The following is a 20,198-nucleotide window of genomic DNA, read 5'->3' on the forward strand; positions in this document are numbered from 1 at the left end:
CGAGACGAGCCGCTTACGTTCTAGGGTCTCCTGCACGATGGCCACTTTCTCCTGGATAGAACGTCGACGACGACGCTCTGGCTCGGTCAGAACTTCAATGCTTTCCACAACTTGCCTAGGGCTTGAAACTAGTCGCAAGACTACCTTTTGTTTTAAGAGGTGCCACGTGTCCTGAGAATCAAGGGGCTACTCCACGCCCGCCGAACGGGTCCAGCAAGCTATTGCATCGACAAGTGGAATCTGCCAAGGCATGAAGACATTGATCGAATATTCCAACACGCCATTCCCAAAAAGAAAAAGCTCTGCTACTTCTCTAATGTCACGTTCAAGAAGGATGGCTAAACTATAATCAGTCACGATAGGCTCATTCAACTAGTGTTGGACGTCGATGTAGATCCGCGCACAGATGCTTCTTGGATCGTCGGGAACGTGCGCAAACGAAGCTCGGACACCGAACACGCTGGACATTAACTCGCGTCCGGCCGTGCCGCAGAGAGATCGAAGCGGATGCCCCTCCTGCTGCGAGACATGCGGCTTCAGTTCGAGCGATCAGGCCAACCTGATCTACCGGGCTCCATCGGAACATGAAGTGTAAGAATTGGAACATCCGATTCGAAATAAGAGCTGAAGCATGCAGGGATCATCCGGAAAATGCTGCAGCGCCCACTGTTGAGAGTGCAGTATGGTACCGCCTTACTGAGCGAATTATGTCGTTTCCCTCGTCGGCAAAAGCGGGCTGTTAATACATGATCTCAACTATCTTCTTACAAAGGAACTGAGATGACCCATCCTGGAGCGAGTCTTAGGCAGGAAATTCAAAGCGGCAACGCGGTTGAGCCATTCATCGGGATATTTGATGCCTTTTCTGCATCTATTGCTGCAAAACACTCAAACAATCTCTTCTACTCAGGATTTGGATTCGCCGCAAGCAATTACGGACTTCCGGATATAGGTTATATCTCGTGGAGCGACATGATCACGGCCGCATGGCGCGTACGCCAGATTCTGCCGGAACATAAGTTGCTCGTCGATGTAGACGACGGCTATGTAGACGTTTCTGTTGCGTGCTACGTTGCCACTCAGCTTGAGAATATGGGTGTTGCGATGATCATGCTGGAGGATCAGGCACGTCCGAGACGTTGTGGTCACTTTGATGGCAAGGTCTTGTTGCCTTTGGATCAGTACATGGAGAAGTTGGAGGCCGTGTTGGCCCAACGCACGCACATGTGTGTTCTCGCGCGCACTGATGCCTCTGGAGACGAGATTTACAAGCGCGTGGAACGGATTTCTCGCAGCGACGCAGATGTTATTCTCGTCGACGGGGTGCGCTCCCTTCAAACTCTGAAAGAGGTCCGGCAGATTACCGATAAGCCGCTCCTCTTCAATCAGATTGCGGGAGGGAAAAGTCCGCGCGTGACGCTTTCCGAGTTGCGCGAAGCTGGAGCCTCCCTAGCCTTGTATTCAACTCCATGTCTTTTCGCGGCGCAATCAGCAATACAGGACTCCTTGTCAACTATCTTTTCCGATGACGGGCGTCTGCCAAACACAGCGGATAAGAAGACGATCGGCGTGACCGAGTCCAGTGCGCTACTACGTCAGAACATGGAGAGCCATATGCCCCCATCGGTACAAATTTTAACCGCATGACGAAGGCACAAAAATCGGAGGTCATGAAATTGGAAAGCGGTGTCCGGCGGTTTGGCTAGCACGAAAGGAGGGTGTCGGCTTCTTCTTCTGTCGTACCGTCCTTGACGCCTCAATGACACATCCGTTTCCGCATCGGCGATGCGACGTACCGCTATCGGCGCAGAAATGGAAGGTGCGTGTAGTCGGCGCGCGGCCCCGGCGACGAGACGGAAGGAGGGTCCCGCGACTGCGTCATATGAGTGCTAGGCCGCGTCGCAAGACGGACTTCGACAGTCGCTCCGCGGACTCAGTGGTCGGTCTTGCTGTCCGCAGTTGGTCTGGCGTGGCATGCCGCGTGGCAATGCTTCCCCCAGAGAGAAGCGGATCTCTCTTATCTACATGGCAAGCCCAATCTCTATATGACCATTGAGACTTGAGAAGATGGCGCGTTCAAAAATACTTCCGCATACCTTCACACTGTTCTTAGTCGGCGCAGTGTGCCTCGCGAGCCTTCTACCAGTTCATGGCCGTACAGCGTTGGCGTTCAACTGGGTCACGAACGCTGCAGTCGGCCTGCTGTTTTTCCTGCACGGCACGAAGCTATCGCGGAAAGCAGTCATCACGGGAGTGACGAACTGGCGACTCCATCTGGTTGTACTGGCAAGCACATTTGCATTCTTCCCGATCTTGGGACTTGCGCTAAAGCCGCTTCTCTTGCCGCTCATAACGCCTGCCCTGTATGCTGGCGTCCTTTTCGTCTGCACATTGCCGTCGACAGTGCAATCCTCAATTGCGCTCACGTCAATCGCGAAAGGGAATGTGCCCGCAGCTGTTTGCAGCGCGTCGGCTTCCAGCTTGCTTGGCATATTCATTACGCCGTGGCTCGCTGGTTTGATGGTCGCAGATCAAGTGGGGGGCAATACGTTCTCTTGGCATACGGTACGGGACATCGTGTGGCAACTGTTCATTCCGTTTGTCGTGGGTCAAGCGCTACGACCGATGGTTGGCCAGTGGATGGAAAGCAAGCGCGGCTTACTGAAGTGCGTCGACCAAGGCTCGATTTTGTTGGTGGTATACGGCGCCTTCAGCGAGGCAGTCAACGCAAAGCTTTGGCATCAGGTTTCGCTCGGTACGCTCGGCGGCCTACTAGTGACATGTTTTGTGCTGCTAGCGCTCGGGCTGCTTGCGACGCTATTTGTCAGCAGTCGGCTTCATTTCAATCGTGCCGACCGAATCGTGATCGTTCTCTGTGGCTCAAAAAAAAGCCTTGCTGCCGGTGTGCCGATGGCAAAGGTCATCTTCGCAGCCCATGCTCTGGGCCCCGTCCTCCTGCCGCTAATGCTGTTTCACCAAGTTCAACTGATTATATGTTCTTTGCTGGCGCACCATTGGGGCGCGGACAACGTTGGAACAGAGGAAAATTAGTTAGCCAGACACGGCAAGTGGATACATCTGAAGAGGCACGAGATACGACGCGCGTCAAGGGGTGTAGATTCGCCTGCACCGGCCCCAGCATACTGCTGGGCTACTCCCGAGGTGCTGCTACGGATGGGCACCGGCAAGGCCTCGTCGGCGATCAACATGCGCTGCTCATGTCCGAATAGTCTCGCAACGATTGAGTGCTCGTCACGCTATGGGCGTAATTCGGGGGTAAGCATGGCACCAGCGACGTCTTGACTGGAGATCGTGATCTTCGGACTGCCGTGTGGAGCTGAGCTGCAACGACCCACGGTGCGAGTTCATCGATGCGGTCGATAGCATGGTCTGCGATGCGTAGGACGTAGCGCAGATACACCTCAGGATGGATGCTGTTTAGGTTTGCGGTGCCAGCAAGGCTGTAGATCGCGGCGGCACGTTCGCCACCGGAGTTCGCGCCAGCGAACAGATCGTTGGCGGCGGCCGGTTGGGCATTTTGGCCCTGGCAACCGTACAAACCCAGTTGGATAGCGAATCGCTCTACATCGCCTGTTAGTGTGTTTTGTTGCCTCCGAAGATCCTTCGGGATTGCCTGCTTATCGGCTTCGTGCCCGCTGTGCCAGGCTTGCCTTAATGCTGAGCGTTGAGCCAGATGGAAGTCCGGCTGCGCCTCCACCCCCAGTGTCGCCGCCACCGCGACGACGGTATGAGCGGCTTTGACCGGCTGAACCACTTCCGGCGTGAATTGAGCGGGCAGCGCGCCCGCGTCGTCTTGCTCACCGCTTGACTTTCCCTACTTGAGTTTAAACGCACACACGATGATGCGCGCACGGACGAAACGGTTACTCGATGTGACATAGGCGGCAATTTGCGTGGCCCCCGCCATCCCGGCTCAGGCCAGTTGCCGCGCGTGACGAAGAGGTCCGCCTCCTTGCGATTCGAGTCTTAACCGCCAATCGCTGGTTGGAATCGTGTGAAACGATTGTTTGATGTCCCTATCATAATTAGCACTTTTGGCCGCTTCGATAAACCGCGTATTTGACCTTACGCAAGGTTGCTTTTGCCGTCGATGGCCTGCTGACGTTTCTGTTTTAGCCTGTAGCGAACTTCCGTCTCTTCGCTGTCTGCGCCGGACACTTTCCAGCCTATACGCCTGTTCGAGATAATTTTCAGTGTTACCTTCTCGTCTCTCACCGCCCCACGCCGACCTTGCTCTTCAACGGCTCCACGGCTGCAAGCGCGATTCGATAGGCGCCGTCGCGCTTCCGTCGTCAGCGTTGAGATGCGAAAGTTTGAGTCCAGCGTCCCGTGGCGTCCACTCAAGCTTGACGACCTGCGCTTCACCGCGGGATTCGAGCTGAAGTTCGGTCGGCGAAGTATGATGGACGTCCAAGCAAACCCTCTCGGCATTTGAGCAAGTGTCTAGCTGTGCACGGTCGTAGGTGTCTGCCACCAACGCTCTCGAATACCCGTTGTAGCTTATCTTCGACGACCCGCCCACATCGCTTGGTTTCTTGTCAGGAGAATGTAGCGCGGTGTGCCGGGGGTGAAGAAAATCGCACGAGCGGCCGAAATTCTATGGAGAGGCCATTGCGAACGCTCCAAAATGGTAAACGTAGCGCATCAACGCAATACCGTAGATGATGGCGGCCGTCATAAAAAAATCCCTGTGCTCCCATGGTCGTAACGTGTTTCATGCGCTCGAACGCGGCAATATTTGCGATTCCGACGGTAGCTTGCTAAAAATACACCCGCGAAAACCACTCCCGACCACCTTTTGCCGCCAAGCCGGCGCCGACTAGGGGGCGCCCCAAGCCCATCAATCTCGCGTACAGCGGTCTATCCAAGCGACGCACGTACATCAGGGCAAACGCGATTAACGATACATGATACATCGCCCACTTTGGATGCAGGATGGATGCGGAAATCTGCGAAACGATAACGTCTATTATGCTATGTGGGAGCGGCAGCTATTTGCGTCGAGCAGATGGCGAGCAATCGCAACAACGACTGTCACGTACCAGTCCTTAGAATCTGACTGCCGGGTTAATAGTGCTGATTCTTATGGCTGTTCCACTGGAGTTGACCCTATAACTCAGGACACTCGGACATCGTTAAGTTGATGATGCAGCAGTTCGCCGGAACTCCCTTGGGAAGCGGTACTGTAATGCCTTATGCGGGTGCCGCTCGTTATAGTGTTCAAAGGCGCCGGCCAGATGTGAGAGCGCTGTTGGCACATCAGGCTTGTGCATAAATCGTGCTTGATTGTCTTCACGAACGACTCGGCCATGCCGTTACTCTGCGGCGAACGAACGGGTGTAGTCAACGGCTCCAGACCCAGCTCGCGAGCGAAACTGCGCGTGCGATGGTCGATGTAGGCAGAGCCGTTGTCTGACAGCCATTCGATGGTTGCGTCTGCCGGCGTCGTGCCGAAGCGTTGCTCGACCGCTGCGAGCATCACATCACGCACGACGTCGCCGCTATGACCGCCAGTTGTCGCTGCCCAGCTGATAGCTTCCCGGTCATGGCAGTCCAGCGCAAACGTCACGCGCAACGGCGAGCCGTCGTACCAGCGGACATTACTCTGGTCAACGGCAATGCGTCCGTCATGCCGGCGGGTATCGCGACGTTGGCCAAGGCGCCGAAGGAGCAACTGATGGTCGCGCATGACGCGATAGACCCGCTTGGCGTTCACGCACGGCGCACCAGTCATTTCGTGACTACGCCGCAGCAGCGCCCAGACTCGCCGGTATCCGTAAGTCGGCAAGCCCGCCACATGTTCGTGGATTGCGGTGACCAGCTCCGTGTCGTCGGTCTGTCGGGCGCGGCGGCCGTCCTGCCAGTCCGGGGAGCGGGTTTTTCTGACTGCCAGAGCAGAGCGCGCCACGCCGAGAACATCGCAGACCGTTTTCACTGGTCGTCCCCGGGCAGTAAGGGCGAGCGCGCAATCCAGTTTTTTGAGCGGCCATATTCGACTGCTTCCTTCAGGATTTCTGCCTTCTGCGTCTTCTTGCCAAGCAGACGCTGCAGCTCCCTGATTTCCTTCATCGCCGTGGCTAACTGCGAGGCGGGCACCACGGCTTCTCCAGCCTTTACCGCAGCCAGGCTGCCGTCCTCGTATTGCTTGCGCCACGCAAACACCTGGTTTGGGTTGACCCCGTGTCGCCGGGCAACCGCTGAAACCGTTGCTCCCGGCTCCAGGGTTTCCTGCACGATGGCCACTTTCTCCTGGACCGAACGTCGACGACGGCGCTCCGGCTTGGTCAGAACTTCAATGCTTTCCACGATTTGCCTAGGCTTGAAACTAGTCACAAGATTCCCTCTTATTTTAAGGGGTGCCTCGTGTCCTGAGAATCAAGGGGCTACTCCATCCACTCTGCGCATTCATCATCCGCCGGAACAAGGCGCTGGGATTAACGACCAATTGCCGAAGAGCCTGCGGTGAGTACAAGCATTGCATTGGCGCACCGCATCACTAACATGGCATAGTGCAGTATTTCAACTGAGGAGACGCAAATGGCGACCTTGGAATCCTTGCAAGCAAAAATCAAGAAACTCCAAGTGCAAGCTGAAGCGCTCGCTGCAAAGAAGTCGAATGCAGTCATCGAGAAGATTCAGAACTTGATGGCAGAACACGGTCTGACGACCGCCGACATCGACGCGCACACTGGCGGCAACCGGCGCGCCGCGAAGACAGTTCTTAAGACCATGAGCAATGGCAATGTTGCTGCGGTCAAGTATCGCAACCCGAAAAGTGGTGCAACTTGGACCGGACACGGGCGGGCACCGAATTGGATTGCAGCCGCGAAGAACCGAGACAAATTCCTTGTCGACCGAGAGCCGGCGACGGCAAAGCCGGTTTCTGCTAGCAAAGCGAAGGCGGCTGGCAACCATGTCCGCGAGCCGCAGCCAGCGATGTATCGGGACCCAAAGTCAGGCGCCACATGGTCCGGACGCGGCCGAGCACCGTCGTGGATTGCCGACGTAAAAAACCGCAGCAAATTACTGATTGCAGGCGGTGCCGAAGCGACTGTTGTGGCGACGGCGGGTGCTGTGAGCAAGGGGAAAGCTGCGGGCAAGAAGCCGGCGTCGAAGTCTGTTGGTGCGGCTGGTGCTAAAGGACGCCGAAAGGTCCGCAGCCGGCCAAATACCGCGACCCGAAGTCCGGCGCAACGTGGAGCGGACGCGGTAAGGCGCCGGCGTGGCTAGCTGTTGCCAAAGACCGGGCGAAGTCTCTGATTGTTGGAGCCAGTACGACGGCCGACGTAACTCCAGCAGTCACGAAGGCTTTTGTGAATCAGGTCTTCGCAGCGAAGAAAACTTCTGCCAAGAGGACCGTGAGCGCAAAGTCGCGAGCTAGGAAGCAGCAGCGAAGAACTCCGTGTCGGCCCCGTCAAGAATACGCCGCACAAGACCGCAGCCGTGACTGCTCCGGTGGCGACCGTCGTGTCTGGCGCCGAGTTGACGACCTCGTCGTAGTTGTCAGGCGCCCGGTGGACCAGCGCTTTTCTGCTTCCGCCGGGTACAACCAAACCGACGACGTTTCATTGCACCGACTGTCGCCAGTCTTCGCCAACCCATAGCTACCGTTGCCTACCACGCTGAACTACGGCGAATTTTCGTCCATACGTTAGCGCGCAGGACCATGCGAAACAAATCGCTGGGAGCAGGACCTTGCGAAGACCGAGCGGAGATATACTCGCTTCCCGACGAGACAAGCGTTTGCTCGCCTGGCAGTTCGGCTTCCGAGCGCCCTTTGCTACCCTAGCAACTGGAGGGGCCCGTCGACATCTGTCTATTGGTTTGGTACCTTTAAGCTCTGGTGCTGAATTAATCCAGTCCGCTCAAACGGAGTGAGTTCGCCGGAGCCCGATATTGCGAGTGCAGCAAGCCGGTCTGTAAGCGCAGACTTTTGCTCCGGATCGCGGCAACCAGCGATTGAAGCGGAATGTCGCCATCCGCGCGCCCTGCGCCCAGAGCTTCGGCAACCGTGCAGACCACACTCTGCGCGTCGTCCACCGAGGCAGCGTGATAAAGCACACGTCCATGCCCGCCGCAGCCGCGATAGAGCGCGCCACCGCAAGGCCGAGTTGCGTCTTGCCGATGCCGCCCGGGCCGAGCAACGTGACGATCGGCGCGCCCTTTAGCGCGCGGATGATGTCGGCAATCGCCTCGTCGCGCCCGATCAACGGTTCTGGCAGACTGGCAAGCAGTTCAGACTTGCCGCGACCGGCTGTTCGGTCGGAACAGTTGCGCACGAGCCCACTGGCTCATACGCCTCGACTGAAATTGTCAATCGGTAGCCTCGGCCGGAAATGGTGCGAATCACCTGGCTGTCGGCACCAAAAATCTTCCTGACCCCCGACAGCTGCACGTGGATGTTGTTTTCCTCCGCCACCGACTCGGCCACACATGCCGAAGGATCTCGTCTTTCGTGACCGTTTGTCCCTCTGCCCGGATCAGCAGTTCGAGGATATCGAAGGCGCGGGATCCGACTTGAAGCAGCCGGCCCTCCACATACACCTCACGCTGTTCCAGCGACAGTGTTACTCGACCGATCTTCATCATGCTGCACTCGCGCTTGGTTATTGCATCGACGCGGAGCGTGCGGGCTTTGCGAAGCAATATTAGTTGGGAAAGTCATCCAAGACTATTATCCATAGGGATACGATGCCCCCTCAGGGCGCCCCCGATAGCGACTCAGCCGGGTCTAACCCACGCCTGGGCGACCTTCGCCGCGTTCAGCCGCCATCGCGGCATCACACCAATGTATAACGCGCTCATGCGTCGGGCTGAATTGCCCGCCAAGCATGATTTTCCGCCTTGAACTGCGGTTTTGCGGCGAGGCTGCTTCCTGCCTGCAAATCGACAAGCCACCGTGCTGCCGTGAAAACTCGTGCCAGGACTCAACACGACACTGGGCCCGGACGACCTTCACTTACCGATCAAGGCGCGCAGTCCATTGCAGTCGGCGCCAGGAGAACACATCATGCGCGCCAAAAAAGCAATCTGGCTTCGACCCGCCTGCGGCTATGTGGACGCTGCCGTCTGCGTCGCAATCGCCACGTGGGGCGCGTCGCGGCCGCTGCCCACCCTTGGCTTCGTACAGGCGCGCAACCGTGCGGACCGCGACACCCAGTTGCCACTCGAACGGTTTCGATCGAGGCAGGCGATGCGACTGCTGCGTCGCCTCAGTCGCAGCCCGGACCTCACCCTCAATCTCAGCAGGCAGCGCAATCTTCGCAGCCGGATCAATGCATCGATACCTCCGCAGACAAGCGGCCGGGAGGAAGATCGAAGACTGAAAGAGCGGGACGTGACTCGTCCCTCAACTCCAACCGCCAACACGCCAATCACCGGAGGTATTCCCTGATCAACGAATCACAGGGACAGGCAATGCTGACACGGTCCGCATCGGCGGTCGCCATCGCGGACCCGAGGATCTGGCGCTGGTATGAGGATTTGACGGACGATCTGCGTCTCGTCTGCACGCACGACGGAATACGCTGGATGGTCGAAGTGGACGGAAGACGTCTTGCCGACGAACGCGCGTTCGGAGCCGCGGTTCACCGAGGCCTATGCGATGACGCGCGCGCTGGTGGCACTAGACAGGCACGAGCGGCCTAAGCCGCTCGTCGGGGAAACAGTAGCGCTGCGGCAGCGGCTCGCCAATCAATCCTCGTCGGGGAAGACACCTGCCGACACGAGGCAAACGAACGCCGTCGCTTTCAATACGCATTCCGTTGAAGACAGCACGAACCCCAGCCGAAACACCCGATACTCCGCGGGGAGTCCGAACGCCACAGCCATCAGACCGATCGCGCACAGAAAAGCGTAGGCGATGCGCGCCACGCGACTGCCCGCCAGAACGAAGCCTACCAGCGCGACCCATAGCAGCTTCGCCGTAACGCAGGCCACCGCATCGCGCGTGGACAGGCTGACCCACATTTCAAACGGCAACTCGAAGACTGACCAGATCGCGGTCGCGATGACGAGGCGGCGCGTCCACCGTCCCAACGCAGGCGTGTCGGCAGGTTCGGCTGGCGCGAGGGCGTGGATACGCCAGTCCGTTGCGTCGACGCGCTCGGTGGCCGGCAGAAACCCGAGATTGCTGCCTTTCAAGTCGCGGTGTGAATCGTCCAGGTATCGCATGGTGGTACTCCGGTGAGGCTTAGGTGTCGGCGCGCTATGGCTCGCGAGAAACGCGGCGGCGCCGCGCCAACTTCACGCGATCTCGCCGGGTGAAGCCATTATTTGCCAGCGTGAACCACCGATCTTTTTAGATCGCCTGCGACGTTTCGAAAATGCACGGCGTGCGGCGATGTATCCGAATCCCGCCATTGCTGAAGCAAAACGTCGTCTCCTTTCTGTCCATTTATATCTAGCGTCACTAGGTAAGCTTGTTGGGCCGCAACGTCGTCAACTGGGCATCCGTCATGGCCAACAACATTTCGGCGAGTTAGCTTCGCCACGGCCCTGATCATAGGCGCGCACGGCAGCGTCGAGCGCGGCGTCGCTCTCGGCCTCCCCCATGACCGGATAGCTTCCGATCGGAACCTGCTCCGGCTCGCCGGAGCCGGGAGACTTACGCGCGCAGACCGGCGACCAAAGGATGTCGCCGAAGGCGTTGCACGATGCGGTATTAAGCGGGCAACGGCACGGATCAAAGCATGTACGCAACCGACTGTCAACTGGACGGAAAAAGCGCTCGCGCCGGTCTCGCGGGCCGAACAGGAAAACAACGATGACGCCCTTCGACACAGCCCGCCGTTGGCGGCAAGACAACGGATATGTCGGTCGCGTTGGCGTTGTAGTGCTGTTCAACGGCGAGGTACAGAGTTGGGTGAACAAGCTGCGCAATCCAGAACACTGGCAACCCGGATGCATCGCGGTCGATGAGCAAGGCCACACGTGGACGGCAATCGTGGGCGATGAGCGTGACGGCGCGCTAATGTGGCTCGCTAATGATGAACTGTAGGAAAACGGCACCGGCCGAAAAGAGGAAAGAAATATGTCGATCGCAGCACATCCCCCAAAATAAATTGCAACATGAAGCGAGCGAAACTGTTCACCGTAACTGCGACGGCGAAGATCAAAGGGATCAAGGACCGACGCAATATTCGCCCCCTCGCGGAGATCAAAGAGCGCATCGCATACGATCCGGCGACAGGCACTTTTACGTACCGTCTTGACTGCGACGCGGGCAACGCCGGAGAGGACGCGGTGTGGCGCTGTCGCCGAACTGACAATGTTGGTACACCGTACGAGAGCACGCGTTACTGGGAGCTGGTCAAGTTCGCGAGCGACCACTGGTACGATCCGCGCAAACTCGCATACTACTTTGTGACTGGCGTGTGGCCTCCCATAGACACGTGGGTCGCGGGTGGAGAAAAATTCGATTACTCCGCCAAAACGCTCCAACTTGTGGCCACCGGAGAATTCACCTTGCGCGCCAGAACCGCCGAGCAATCTGAGTTGAATAAGCCTCCGATCGAAGCGGAGACGAGATCGCAGCAGCCGAAGAAAGGACTGCTCGCCCGCTTGTTCGGCCTTTAGCCGATAAGACGCGTTTAAACATGGAAAAGGCTATGAAGGAAACAACGTACGTCTTCAAAAGCAGCGACGGGAAACGGGTGTCTGGCTTCCCGTCCCGGCGGTCAGCCGTTGACGCCGCTCTCGCTGACGGTTTGACAAAGGTTGAAACAGCCAGCGTGACCAAGGAGCCGCCTGCATATTTCGTCCGCTTCCTCGGGCCAGTCGCGCCGAGGAAAATGATTGATGGGATGAGCGACGGCGAAAAAAGCGGGCACGTAGTCGACAGCAAAGAAGCCCGGGAGATTTTGGAGAAGGTGGCCGCCGCGAAAATTTCGGACGGCTTCCCGCCTACCGGCGACGAATCCGGACACTCGGAATGGGACAAGGTCGTCGACCTCATGAATCGTATGCAGGACGCAGCAGCGACTTGGTTCCGTGAAAATGGTCTTGATCACGCGACCGTCGGCTTCATAGATTACGGAAGCATAGAACTGCATATCAAAGGGACAAGCTTGAACGTCCCGCTTCTGTGATGCCAGTCATCGGATCGTGCAAGCGCGCGGAGCTACGATGGCCGGGAGCCTTGAATGCAAGCGGGCCCCAGCGCGTTGGCACTTACCGCGGCCTGGTGAGTTGTCCCAGTTCGATCGGAGACTACGATGATAGAACGAAATAAGGTTACGACGGCGTTTGAACTTCCGGGTTACAGGATAGAGCGATCGTTTGGCGTAGCTCGCGGCATCATCGTTCGATCGCGATCCATAGTCGGGGCGCTCGAAGCATCCCTCCAGACAATATTCGGTGGAAACATTTCGCTGTATACGTCGCTATGCGAGCGAGCGCGACAAGATGCATACGAACGCATGCTTGCCCAAGCTGAAGGGCTCGGAGCAAACGGCATCATCGGAATGCGCTACGACGCAACGGAAATAGCAAGAGGAATCACAGAAGTACTGTGTTACGGGACGGCCGTCCAAGCGACGTCGCTACACTAAAAAGCGTGTGCTGAACGGAACCGACGGCACAACCACATTGCTAACTCGCCAGCGGCATGAGCCTCAGACAGGTCTTCAACGCGGCCAACTTGCCTGGTCCCGCGGAAGTTGGCCATGTGGGTCGTTGACCTCGATCGAATTACCGTCTCCGAGGCGGTCAGTAAACACCACGACGTTTGTACCGCTCTCGTGGGTCTGGCTGGGAAACACAATGCCGGTAAAGCCCTGCTCCCGAACCATGTCGCTGAGAGCCCAGGTTGGGGGCTCGATGTGCAGCTCGAATTTGAGGTGCCGCCAATCCTCGCGCCAGTCGTGCCAAAGGTCGTCCCAAAGAGGGCTGCGGTGGAGTTGCCGCTGGTCGACCAGATCACGCAGCGCGACGGTGTAGGAGCAGACCGTGCAGGGTGGCAGGAAGGGCGAGGTCTGCTGGTACTCGCGCAGCGCCGTCAGTTCTTCCAGCGACAAATACAGTGCCTCGACACCTTCACGGTTGGAGCGCCCGCCCTTCGCTGCGGCGCCCGCTGCACTGGCCGGCCGACTGGCCCAGCGGGGTGCATGTGCGCGGTAAAGCACAGTGCCCGCCGGCAAGTGCGTCAGGATCATCCAACAAATCCTGCACCGATCGCCTCCAGATAGTCGATCGCATCCTCAGTCCGCCCGTCCTGGAGCAGTTGCAGGATAGTCTTATGGCGAAACGTGGGGATTGGCTGGTTCTTGACCAGAAACAGCGCTCGCTCGAAGTCCGGCTGTACCGCCACAGCTGCCGACAGCACGCGCATGAGGTCGCGCAAGGCGGACTGGAGTTTCGGCGACTCAGGATGGGTGCGCAGCGTATTGCGATGAACACCCGCCAAGGTTGCTAGGTCTTGCTGCTGCAAGCCCAAAACGTTGGCGAGGTTGGCGGCGGAGAGCCGGGACGTTCCCGCTTCCCGCGCGGACTCAAGCACGTCGGCAAAGGCGATGGCGCTCATGGGGCGCTCCAAGTAACGAACTGTACAAGCACATTATACGCACAGTCGGCGCATAGCTCAACGCTCCACAATGCGCGCTGGAGTTCGGCCCGGAACTTGCGGCAGTGACGCTGCACATTAGGAGAAGATCATGGTGCATTTGCCTATCGATGTCGGGGTGATGCAAAAGTGCTCAAAAGGAAGGAAGGTTGCGGTGCTATGAAACCCATCACTTTCATAGAGCAAGCCGAACGGGATGCAAAGATCGTCGATGCGATTCACTACGCCCGCTACGCGCTCGTCCGGTACCACTCGCTGCCGGTGACAATGGAAGGCGAGCAGTTTGGCATGGACTTCTGGCTGGAAATCGCGAAGCTCACCGAGGCAATGGAGTTGTTGGGCATCGACACGTCGAATGGGCTTATCGCTCCGCCCTTTCCGGTCGAAAGAGAAGGGTGACCAGTTTCACAGCATGTCCGCGGCGCGCCATCTCTCGCGGAGCAAAATGACGCGTAGGTGCTCGAGCGCGGCGATCTGGCCGCCGAGATCGTCTTTCACGACGCGATCGAACGCGATGCGAACTCTTCGGTGTTCATCATGCGGTGTATCAGACCGCCAGTTCATCGAGTTTCGTCACGACATTTCTCTAAAACGTCTTGGTACAATACCGCCGGTCTCTCTGGAGGTGCCATATGGCTACGTCGGGCGAATTGTTCGATCAGGAATTTGAAACCTAGACACCGGCTCAGGCTAAATCATTCTTTCGGGCCGGGATGGTCGATGATTTTTTTGCCACGAACCTTGCAGACGGAGTGTGGGTGCTGACGCTCCTGGTCGTAGGCCGTCAAGGTCGTCAGATGTTCGTCCAGTTGCGAACGGCTCGCGAACAGGACAAGCACACGTTGCGGAAATTCAAGACGCTGGATGCTGCTGTACGTGCCGCCGGTGAAATCGGATTTGATGTTCGATCCATCGGCATCGCAAGGCCCGGGCAGAAGTCCCTGCAAAGAGGGATTAAGGCACTCGGAGGCCTAGTGCAGATGTTGCCGGACGCCGACTGATTTTCTCAATCGTTGGAAGGTCTGAACTGGATAATTGGCCGAAATCGAAGACGGCCTCGCCACAATTAAAACCTTAAAGCTCGAAGCCAAATCAATGCACCGCTCATCGAAAACATCGCGAGCTTGCGCAGCCCTCGCACTTGCCGCAACACTCGCTGGCTGCAACGGGAAGTCCGATCCAACGAAAGAAAACTTCACACAGGCCGTGCAGAAGCATCTCGACGCGATCGACCCCGTTTGCATCGTGAGCGGCCCGGTTCCTTTTGATCTCCCCGATTTACAGACCTATACCGAAAAACAGGCTGACGTGCTCGTAAAAGTCGGTCTCCTCGCGAAAGAACCCACACGTGTCATGGAATCCGGGCGAATGCTTCCGGGGTTTCATTATTCACTAACGGACGAGGGGAAGAAGGCGTACCGGCCGGCTAACCCTGCGGCTGGGTCTGCATTGTGTGGTGGTAAATCACAGGTGCAGGCGATTACATGGTCGTCGTCAGTGCCCGACAAGGCCGAGGTCGGTACAACCGTAGATGTGCGATACACGGCCAGGTTGATCGACCGGCCGCGCTGGGACGACGAAGCACTCCTAGGCCCGATGCATATCGAGTTGATCTCAACGACCAACGATATGTACAACGGTGAAAACTTCCTTGAATTGACCAACGATGGCTGGGCGGTAAAGCAAACGCCCGGATGGCGTTAGCCACAGCGCTGGGCGGCACAAGCGGATGATTTTTTCATCTCTCAGGGTCTGGCGAACCCTGGGAATAGCCAGAACTTTTAAGCCGGTGATTCGACACCGGTTTTTTTCGCCCGCCGCCTGGCGAACGAGCGGCCTTGACATTGCACGCAGCCCGGTAGCCTTGGAGAGTCGCTGTCTTTTCAGGGGCACTTCCTAATCACTCGTCGATGCAAATGCAGAAAGCGATCGCAGTACCCTCCCCGTCGAATGAACGAACCCCGCTCCCGACGGTAGTACCTTCGTCCGAACAGTGCCGCCGCCCTACTTCACGCCAGTTTGGCTGGGAACACCCCTCCCTTTTGCGGAACATGGTGGCGAAGCGGTAGCTTCGCCGGTAGTATGGGTAGACGTCAATTCAGTATATAGGTTTTTATGGGAACGGAAATCTGGCTTAGCGACCCCGAGATGGCCTATGTTGAATGGCAACGCGCCGAAGCGACCGGCGCTGACCGCCGGGCTTTCTCCGAGCAGTCGATCATTCAGCACAGTTCAATGTTTTCCCGTTTCAACAGGTATCTGATCGCCCATCGCAGCAGCGTGGCCACCTTCGGCGCCGATCATATCGACCGTTTTTTCGCTGACCTTGACGGCGGCTGCAAGTCCGGCACGTCGACGCGCCTGCGCTACCTGAAACTGATAGACCGCCTCGCCCGTCACCTGATCGCGCAAGGACTGCGAACAGACAATCCGACTGGCGAACTTCTTTTGAAAGAGCGCTGGCCAGAAAAAGAACCGATGCCCGCGTTCCTAAATTCGAGCGATGAGGCGCGACTGAGGTCAACGTGCGCCGCCCGCCCTTTCGATTCGTTCAAGAATCTACGCAACACTGCGATCGTTGCGCTGCTCCTGGGATCTGGCCTCACCGCCGCAGAGCTAAGGACGCTTGTCACTGACGACCTCGACGTCAGCAGTTCACGTGTAAGCGTATTCGTGAAGAAGCACGGTCCGCGCATTGCGCGTCGCGTTCCTGTTGATGCGTTCGCGGCCGACGTGCTGCGACTCTATCTGGACGCCCGAACGAAAATGCCATGCCAAGGAAAGTGGCTGTTTGTCGCCACCGCGAGCGGCGGCCCGATGAAGACCGATAGACTTGGAGTCTACGTCCGGAGCGCACTGCGTAAGGCCGATCTGTCAGCGTCCGACGAGAGTCCGCGATTGCTTCGCAATACGTTTTGCCGAAGGCACCTAGCCGAGGGGAAGTCGAACGAACAAGTGAGCGGTCTATTGGGGCTGACGAGCCATCGAACCGTCACCCGTCTCCGGGAAACGTTGTCCGATGTCGATGAAATCGGCGGTACGGCCGCCGCTTTGCGGCAATGAGCCATTGTTGGTGCGGGCTTCCGCCCTCGCAGGAAGCGCTATTTCACATCCTTGACTTCACGTAGGACTGCGTACCGTTGTTGTGAGCCGCACATGGAGTCGGCTGACAACCAGAGAGGCATGCATGGTCAACAAAGGTCCCTACGCCGACATCATCTATCCATCATCCACCCGGGAACCACGCGTCGCGCGCTACCGGCTTGTCCTTTCAACGCACACTACTGGTGTCCGCGCTATCGTGCATCTGCTGCGCAGCGCTACAGGCCAGTCGCAAGAGCAGATCCCCGACACTGCCCTTGATGTCTTGCTAAATAGAATCATCGGGATGCAACTGATCGGTATCCGACTGGACTGCATTCGGTTCGTCGTTCAAAACGGCGATGATTTCATCGCGTATCCGATCCGGTTCAACGCGCTCGATATTGCACCACGGAGCGCGAGCCGCTCGCGAGGCACCAAGGACCATCCGGTCCATATCCGTTCCCAAGATGTCTTTGGCGGGTCTGTGCCTTTCTATGTTGATCGGGACGAGGGCAAGCCCCCGGCCGCGAAGATAGCGAAGATGCTCCGACAGGAATGAACCATCTTCGATACGCTGTTGGCGTGTGGGATTCGGTCTGGCCATGCGCGCCGTGTATGTCACATCGCATTGTGGTCGACCTTTCGGCTAAAAGAGTTGCCGGGGGGCAGGATCGGGTTCGCGGACGATGGCACACGATGAGCACCAAGAGCGTCGACTACATACAGCAAATCATCGACGAGACCTTCCCCGATCTCTTTGAAAATCCGCACGAGTACCACTTCCACTCCGTTGATGACCCGCCGCAATGGGCACTTGACGCATGACCGTGGCCGCAACTGCCAGAAGTGGACGAAATGTACCACATCTAAATAGAATGATCGTTCGATTGGCGTTTCCCCCGGAGAAACCGTGCTCGCACCGCTGGCAGCACGGCTTTGGCTGTTTCCCCGGGGAGACGATCGTGTGTTGAACTACTCGCTAGTCCGACGACTTGCATACCGACAAATTCTCACGGCTTTGACGAGCACGCTCACCAGGATATACTGTGTTTTTATACAGCATCGGGAGGCAGCCGTCAGCGCCGTCATGGTGCCTGAAACGATCCACCCCGATTTATCGAAGGGAAACCAGCTTGCGCGCGCCGCTTCCCGCGTCGTGGAATGTGGCGACGAGAGATTGCCCGCGGAACTGCCCGGTGGAGGCTGGCCACGCGGCGCACTCACCGATCTTCTTGTCCAGCAGGACGGTTGCGGCGAGTTGCGTCTGCTTCGACCCGCGTTGAAGCAACTCGCGTCAAAGCCCGTTGCGCTGCTTCAGCAGCCGCACGACCTGCAACCCACAGCACTCGCCTGGTGGGGCCTGGACCCGTCCAACCTGATGACGATCAAAGTGCAGAAAACGGCTGACGCGCTGTGGGCCGCTGAGCAGATCCTCCGCGCGGGCACGTGCGGTGCGCTGCTCTTCTGGCAACAGCACGTGCGGCCGGAAACGGTGCGCAGGCTACACCTCGCCGCGCAAACATCCGAGTCACTGTTTTTCATGATCCGCCCCCTTGCAACGACTCGCGACGCCTCGCCGGCACCGCTGCGGCTCGCGATCCGCGCGGCGAAAGGCGGTGTCGATATCGAGTTTGTGAAGCGCCGTGGACCTGCCCGTGACGAACCGCTCTTTGTTGCGCGCTGATACCCTCCCCGATCCTGAACGAAAAGCGCCATGCAATTGTGGATAGGCGTCCATCTCCCGTTGTTGTGCCTCGAAGTGTTCCGGCCGAAGTGGTCGCATGAGGCGGCGGAAGGCCTTGCGGTCCTCGAGAAAGAGCGCGTCATTGCTGCCGACCGGCCCGCACGCGGGTCAGGCGTCTGCCTTGGGATGAGGCGCGGCGGTGTACTAACGCTCGTCCCGGCCACCGTCATGCATGAGCGCGACAGCACAGCAGAAGTCAAGGCGGTGCGCGAGATCGCGACAGGCCTCCTCAATCTTTCACCGCAGGTCGTCATCGCCGAGGAAAGCACCATACTGGTCGACGTGTCGGCAAGCCTTCGACTGTTTGGCGGCATCAGGTCGCTGCGTCGCATCGCGCGCCGCGTAACGGACGCGATGGGTGTGACCGCCACCGTCAGCGTTGCACCAACGGGACATGCGGCATGGCTGCTCGCGCGGCATCGGGGCGGGGTCGCACTTTCCCACGGGGTCGCTATCCCGGTTCCTTGCCGGACTGCCCGTTAGTCTGCCACCGCCTGCCCGACGCCATCTGGACTGGCTGACAGGCATCGGTTGCGAGACAGTCGGGCAATTGATGCGCCTGCCGCGCGCGGGCCTGAAGAAACGCTGGGGCACGGCACTGCTCGATGTGCTCGACCGCGCCAATGGAGTCGCACCCGAAGTGTATGAATGATTTGAAACGCCGCCGACCTTTCAGGCGCGCGTCGAACTGCCCGATCGCATCGAGCACGCCGAAGCGTGTCTTTTTGCGGCCCGCCGGCTCGTCGTCCAGCTAACGGGCTGGCTGTCACAGAAGCAGCTGGCCGTCACGCGCATCGCGCTGCTGCTCGAGCACGAACGAGGTCGGGACGCGATCGACCCGACGACAATCGAGGTATCGCTAGCAGAACCGACGTGGCGCGAGGATCACCTGATGCGTCTGCTGAAAGAACGGCTGGGCCGTGTCGAACTCGCGGCCGCCGTCATCGCGCTGCAGCTCGTCGTGCAGGAAGTGAAGGAGGCGGAGCCCGCGTCGGACTCGCTGTTTCCGGAGCCAGGCGGTACGGCCGCTGATCACGCGCGGCTGCTCGAACTGCTGGTCGCACGCCTCGGTGCCGAAAACGTGCTGAAGCCCGCGCCCGTTGCCGATCACCGCCCTGAAGTCGCCGCCCGCTGGGTGCCCGTCACGGACAAGACGAAGTACGTAGCTCCGGCGCAGGACACGCCGCGTCCCGCCTGGCTGCTGGAATCGCCGATCAAGTTGCTGATGCGCGGTGAGCGACCATTTTACGGCTCGCCACTGCGCACAGTGTCATCCGGTGAACGCGTCGAAGCGGGCTGGTTCCGGGGCGAGCCCGTGACGCGCGACTACTTCGTTGCCGTGGCCGACGACCACATCTGCTACTGGATCTACCGCGAGCGGATTGGCGCCGTCGACGAAGACGAGCCGCGCTGGTACCTGCATGGGCTGTTCGGATAAGCCATGCTGCCCGCTTCCTTCGGCCTGCCCGGCTATGCCGAGTTGCAGTGCGCGTCCAACTTCACGTTCCTGCAGGGCGCGTCGCACGCCGAGGAGCTGGCCACGCGCGCGGCGCAGCTTGCGTACGAGGCAATTGCGATCACCGACGAGTGCTCGCTTGCGGGCATCGTGCGTGCGCACGTCGCCGCGAAGGAAACGGGCATCAAGCTGCTGGTTGGGGCGCACTTCCGCGTCACGAACGCGGACGGCTCACCTGCCCTCGCCTTCACCGCGATCGCCCAGAACCGCGACGGTTACGGCAACCTGTCGGAACTGATCACGCTCGCGCGCACCCGAATGGCCAAGGGGAC

Annotated in this window: 22 protein-coding genes and 6 pseudogenes; 19 read left to right on the forward strand and 9 right to left on the reverse strand. The window is 58.7% G+C overall.

All coding sequences use genetic code 11. From position 1 onward, the window contains the following. Positions 1-186 precede the first annotated feature (186 nt). Positions 187-357 carry a hypothetical protein gene (locus tag P0D80_RS45635; protein WP_408294241.1) on the reverse strand — a complete coding sequence of 57 codons (171 nt, stop codon included), beginning with the start codon at positions 355-357 and terminating at the stop codon, positions 187-189. A 423-nt stretch (positions 358-780) separates the two neighbouring features. On the opposite strand from P0D80_RS45635, the gene P0D80_RS45640 reads away from it, so the two are divergent. Beyond that, positions 781-1,647, forward strand: a complete 867-nt coding sequence (locus tag P0D80_RS45640; protein ID WP_408294244.1) for an isocitrate lyase/phosphoenolpyruvate mutase family protein — start codon at positions 781-783, stop codon at positions 1,645-1,647. Between the two features lie 420 nt (positions 1,648-2,067). Further along, a complete protein-coding gene (locus tag P0D80_RS45645) occupies positions 2,068-3,051 on the forward strand; it encodes a bile acid:sodium symporter family protein (protein ID WP_408294247.1) in 984 nt (327 codons plus the stop codon). 295 nt (positions 3,052-3,346) lie between these two features. On the opposite strand, the pseudogene P0D80_RS45650 reads toward P0D80_RS45645, so the two are convergent. Both P0D80_RS45650 and P0D80_RS45655 read right to left on the reverse strand, forming a co-directional pair. Next, a pseudogene (locus tag P0D80_RS45650) lies at positions 3,347-3,517 on the reverse strand (transposase domain-containing protein); the annotation flags it as partial. 1,639 nt (positions 3,518-5,156) lie between these two features. Further along, positions 5,157-6,318 (reverse strand): annotated as a pseudogene (locus tag P0D80_RS45655) (IS3 family transposase). A gap of 240 nt (positions 6,319-6,558) precedes the next feature. Here P0D80_RS45655 and P0D80_RS45660 point away from each other — a divergent pair. Both P0D80_RS45660 and P0D80_RS45665 read left to right on the forward strand, forming a co-directional pair. Beyond that, a complete protein-coding gene (locus tag P0D80_RS45660) occupies positions 6,559-7,251 on the forward strand; it encodes an H-NS family nucleoid-associated regulatory protein (RefSeq protein ID WP_408294250.1) in 693 nt (230 codons plus the stop codon). Further along, positions 7,224-7,625, forward strand: a pseudogene (locus P0D80_RS45665) (hypothetical protein); the annotation flags it as partial. The gene P0D80_RS45660 and the pseudogene P0D80_RS45665, both read left to right, overlap by 28 nt. Before the next feature lie 261 nt (positions 7,626-7,886). On the opposite strand, the gene P0D80_RS45670 reads toward P0D80_RS45665, so the two are convergent. After that, positions 7,887-8,300 (reverse strand): hypothetical protein, encoded by a 414-nt coding sequence (locus P0D80_RS45670; protein ID WP_408294252.1) that lies wholly within the window; start codon positions 8,298-8,300, stop codon positions 7,887-7,889. Between the two features lie 67 nt (positions 8,301-8,367). Beyond that, positions 8,368-8,517 carry a winged helix-turn-helix domain-containing protein gene (locus tag P0D80_RS45675; protein WP_408294298.1) on the reverse strand — a complete coding sequence of 50 codons (150 nt, stop codon included), beginning with the start codon at positions 8,515-8,517 and terminating at the stop codon, positions 8,368-8,370. On the opposite strand from P0D80_RS45675, the gene P0D80_RS45680 reads away from it, so the two are divergent. Both P0D80_RS45680 and P0D80_RS45685 read left to right on the forward strand, forming a co-directional pair. Beyond that, positions 8,455-8,673: a hypothetical protein gene (locus tag P0D80_RS45680; RefSeq protein WP_408294301.1), complete on the forward strand. Its 219-nt coding sequence runs from the start codon at positions 8,455-8,457 to the stop codon at positions 8,671-8,673. The two genes, P0D80_RS45675 and P0D80_RS45680, sit on opposite strands and share 63 nt — an antisense overlap. A gap of 358 nt (positions 8,674-9,031) precedes the next feature. Then, the gene (locus P0D80_RS45685) at positions 9,032-9,415 is read left to right on the forward strand and encodes a hypothetical protein (RefSeq protein WP_408294254.1); all 384 of its coding nucleotides are present in this window, start codon (positions 9,032-9,034) and stop codon (positions 9,413-9,415) included. A 299-nt stretch (positions 9,416-9,714) separates the two neighbouring features. Here P0D80_RS45685 and P0D80_RS45690 read toward each other — a convergent pair whose 3' ends face one another. Both P0D80_RS45690 and P0D80_RS45695 read right to left on the reverse strand, forming a co-directional pair. Further along, entirely contained in the window at positions 9,715-10,194 is a 480-nt protein-coding gene (locus tag P0D80_RS45690; RefSeq protein ID WP_408294257.1) for a hypothetical protein, read from the reverse strand. Between the two features lie 312 nt (positions 10,195-10,506). After that, positions 10,507-10,788, reverse strand: a pseudogene (locus P0D80_RS45695) (hypothetical protein); the annotation flags it as partial. Between P0D80_RS45695 and P0D80_RS45700 the strand changes: the two are divergent. The 4 genes from P0D80_RS45700 (at position 10,787) to P0D80_RS45715 (ending at position 12,572) form a co-directional block, all read left to right on the forward strand. Further along, entirely contained in the window at positions 10,787-11,020 is a 234-nt protein-coding gene (locus P0D80_RS45700) for a hypothetical protein (protein ID WP_408294260.1), read from the forward strand. The pseudogene P0D80_RS45695 and the gene P0D80_RS45700 overlap by 2 nt on opposite strands. 71 nt (positions 11,021-11,091) lie before the next feature. Beyond that, positions 11,092-11,598: a hypothetical protein gene (locus tag P0D80_RS45705; protein ID WP_408294263.1), complete on the forward strand. Its 507-nt coding sequence runs from the start codon at positions 11,092-11,094 to the stop codon at positions 11,596-11,598. 32 nt (positions 11,599-11,630) lie between these two features. Continuing rightward, positions 11,631-12,110 carry a hypothetical protein gene (locus P0D80_RS45710; protein ID WP_408294266.1) on the forward strand — a complete coding sequence of 160 codons (480 nt, stop codon included), beginning with the start codon at positions 11,631-11,633 and terminating at the stop codon, positions 12,108-12,110. A 126-nt stretch (positions 12,111-12,236) separates the two neighbouring features. Then, positions 12,237-12,572 (forward strand): YbjQ family protein, encoded by a 336-nt coding sequence (locus P0D80_RS45715; protein ID WP_408294269.1) that lies wholly within the window; start codon positions 12,237-12,239, stop codon positions 12,570-12,572. 75 nt (positions 12,573-12,647) lie between these two features. Here P0D80_RS45715 and P0D80_RS45720 read toward each other — a convergent pair whose 3' ends face one another. Together P0D80_RS45720 and P0D80_RS45725 are read right to left on the reverse strand one after the other, a co-directional pair. After that, positions 12,648-13,175: an RES family NAD+ phosphorylase gene (locus P0D80_RS45720; protein WP_408294272.1), complete on the reverse strand. Its 528-nt coding sequence runs from the start codon at positions 13,173-13,175 to the stop codon at positions 12,648-12,650. Then, positions 13,172-13,543, reverse strand: coding sequence for a DNA-binding protein (locus P0D80_RS45725; protein ID WP_408294275.1), 372 nt, complete (start codon positions 13,541-13,543; stop codon positions 13,172-13,174). The genes P0D80_RS45720 and P0D80_RS45725 overlap by 4 nt, the downstream gene beginning before the upstream one ends. A gap of 198 nt (positions 13,544-13,741) precedes the next feature. Between P0D80_RS45725 and P0D80_RS45730 the strand changes: the two genes are divergently transcribed. From P0D80_RS45730 to P0D80_RS45770, 9 genes and pseudogenes are all read left to right on the forward strand, one after another. Further along, positions 13,742-13,981 (forward strand): hypothetical protein, encoded by a 240-nt coding sequence (locus tag P0D80_RS45730; protein WP_408294277.1) that lies wholly within the window; start codon positions 13,742-13,744, stop codon positions 13,979-13,981. A 359-nt stretch (positions 13,982-14,340) separates the two neighbouring features. Then, positions 14,341-14,583: a hypothetical protein gene (locus tag P0D80_RS45735; protein ID WP_408294280.1), complete on the forward strand. Its 243-nt coding sequence runs from the start codon at positions 14,341-14,343 to the stop codon at positions 14,581-14,583. Between the two features lie 34 nt (positions 14,584-14,617). After that, positions 14,618-15,286 carry an SEN1982 family lipoprotein gene (locus P0D80_RS45740; RefSeq protein WP_408294283.1) on the forward strand — a complete coding sequence of 223 codons (669 nt, stop codon included), beginning with the start codon at positions 14,618-14,620 and terminating at the stop codon, positions 15,284-15,286. Positions 15,287-15,697: 411 nt separating this feature from the next. Then, positions 15,698-16,645: a tyrosine-type recombinase/integrase gene (locus P0D80_RS45745; protein WP_408294286.1), complete on the forward strand. Its 948-nt coding sequence runs from the start codon at positions 15,698-15,700 to the stop codon at positions 16,643-16,645. Positions 16,646-16,769: 124 nt separating this feature from the next. Beyond that, positions 16,770-17,225, forward strand: coding sequence for a hypothetical protein (locus P0D80_RS45750; protein ID WP_408294289.1), 456 nt, complete (start codon positions 16,770-16,772; stop codon positions 17,223-17,225). A gap of 137 nt (positions 17,226-17,362) precedes the next feature. After that, a complete protein-coding gene (locus P0D80_RS45755) occupies positions 17,363-17,491 on the forward strand; it encodes a hypothetical protein (RefSeq protein WP_408294292.1) in 129 nt (42 codons plus the stop codon). A gap of 262 nt (positions 17,492-17,753) precedes the next feature. Further along, positions 17,754-18,451, forward strand: a pseudogene (gene imuA / locus P0D80_RS45760) (translesion DNA synthesis-associated protein ImuA). Further along, a pseudogene (locus P0D80_RS45765) lies at positions 18,381-19,848 on the forward strand (Y-family DNA polymerase). Before imuA ends, P0D80_RS45765 begins: the two co-directional pseudogenes overlap by 71 nt. A gap of 3 nt (positions 19,849-19,851) precedes the next feature. After that, on the forward strand, positions 19,852-20,198 hold a 347-nt coding region (locus P0D80_RS45770), incomplete at its 3' end, for a PHP domain-containing protein (RefSeq protein WP_408294295.1).

It is taken from the genome of Paraburkholderia sp. RL17-373-BIF-A (genome assembly GCF_046030175.1).
Lineage (GTDB): Bacteria > Pseudomonadota > Gammaproteobacteria > Burkholderiales > Burkholderiaceae > Paraburkholderia.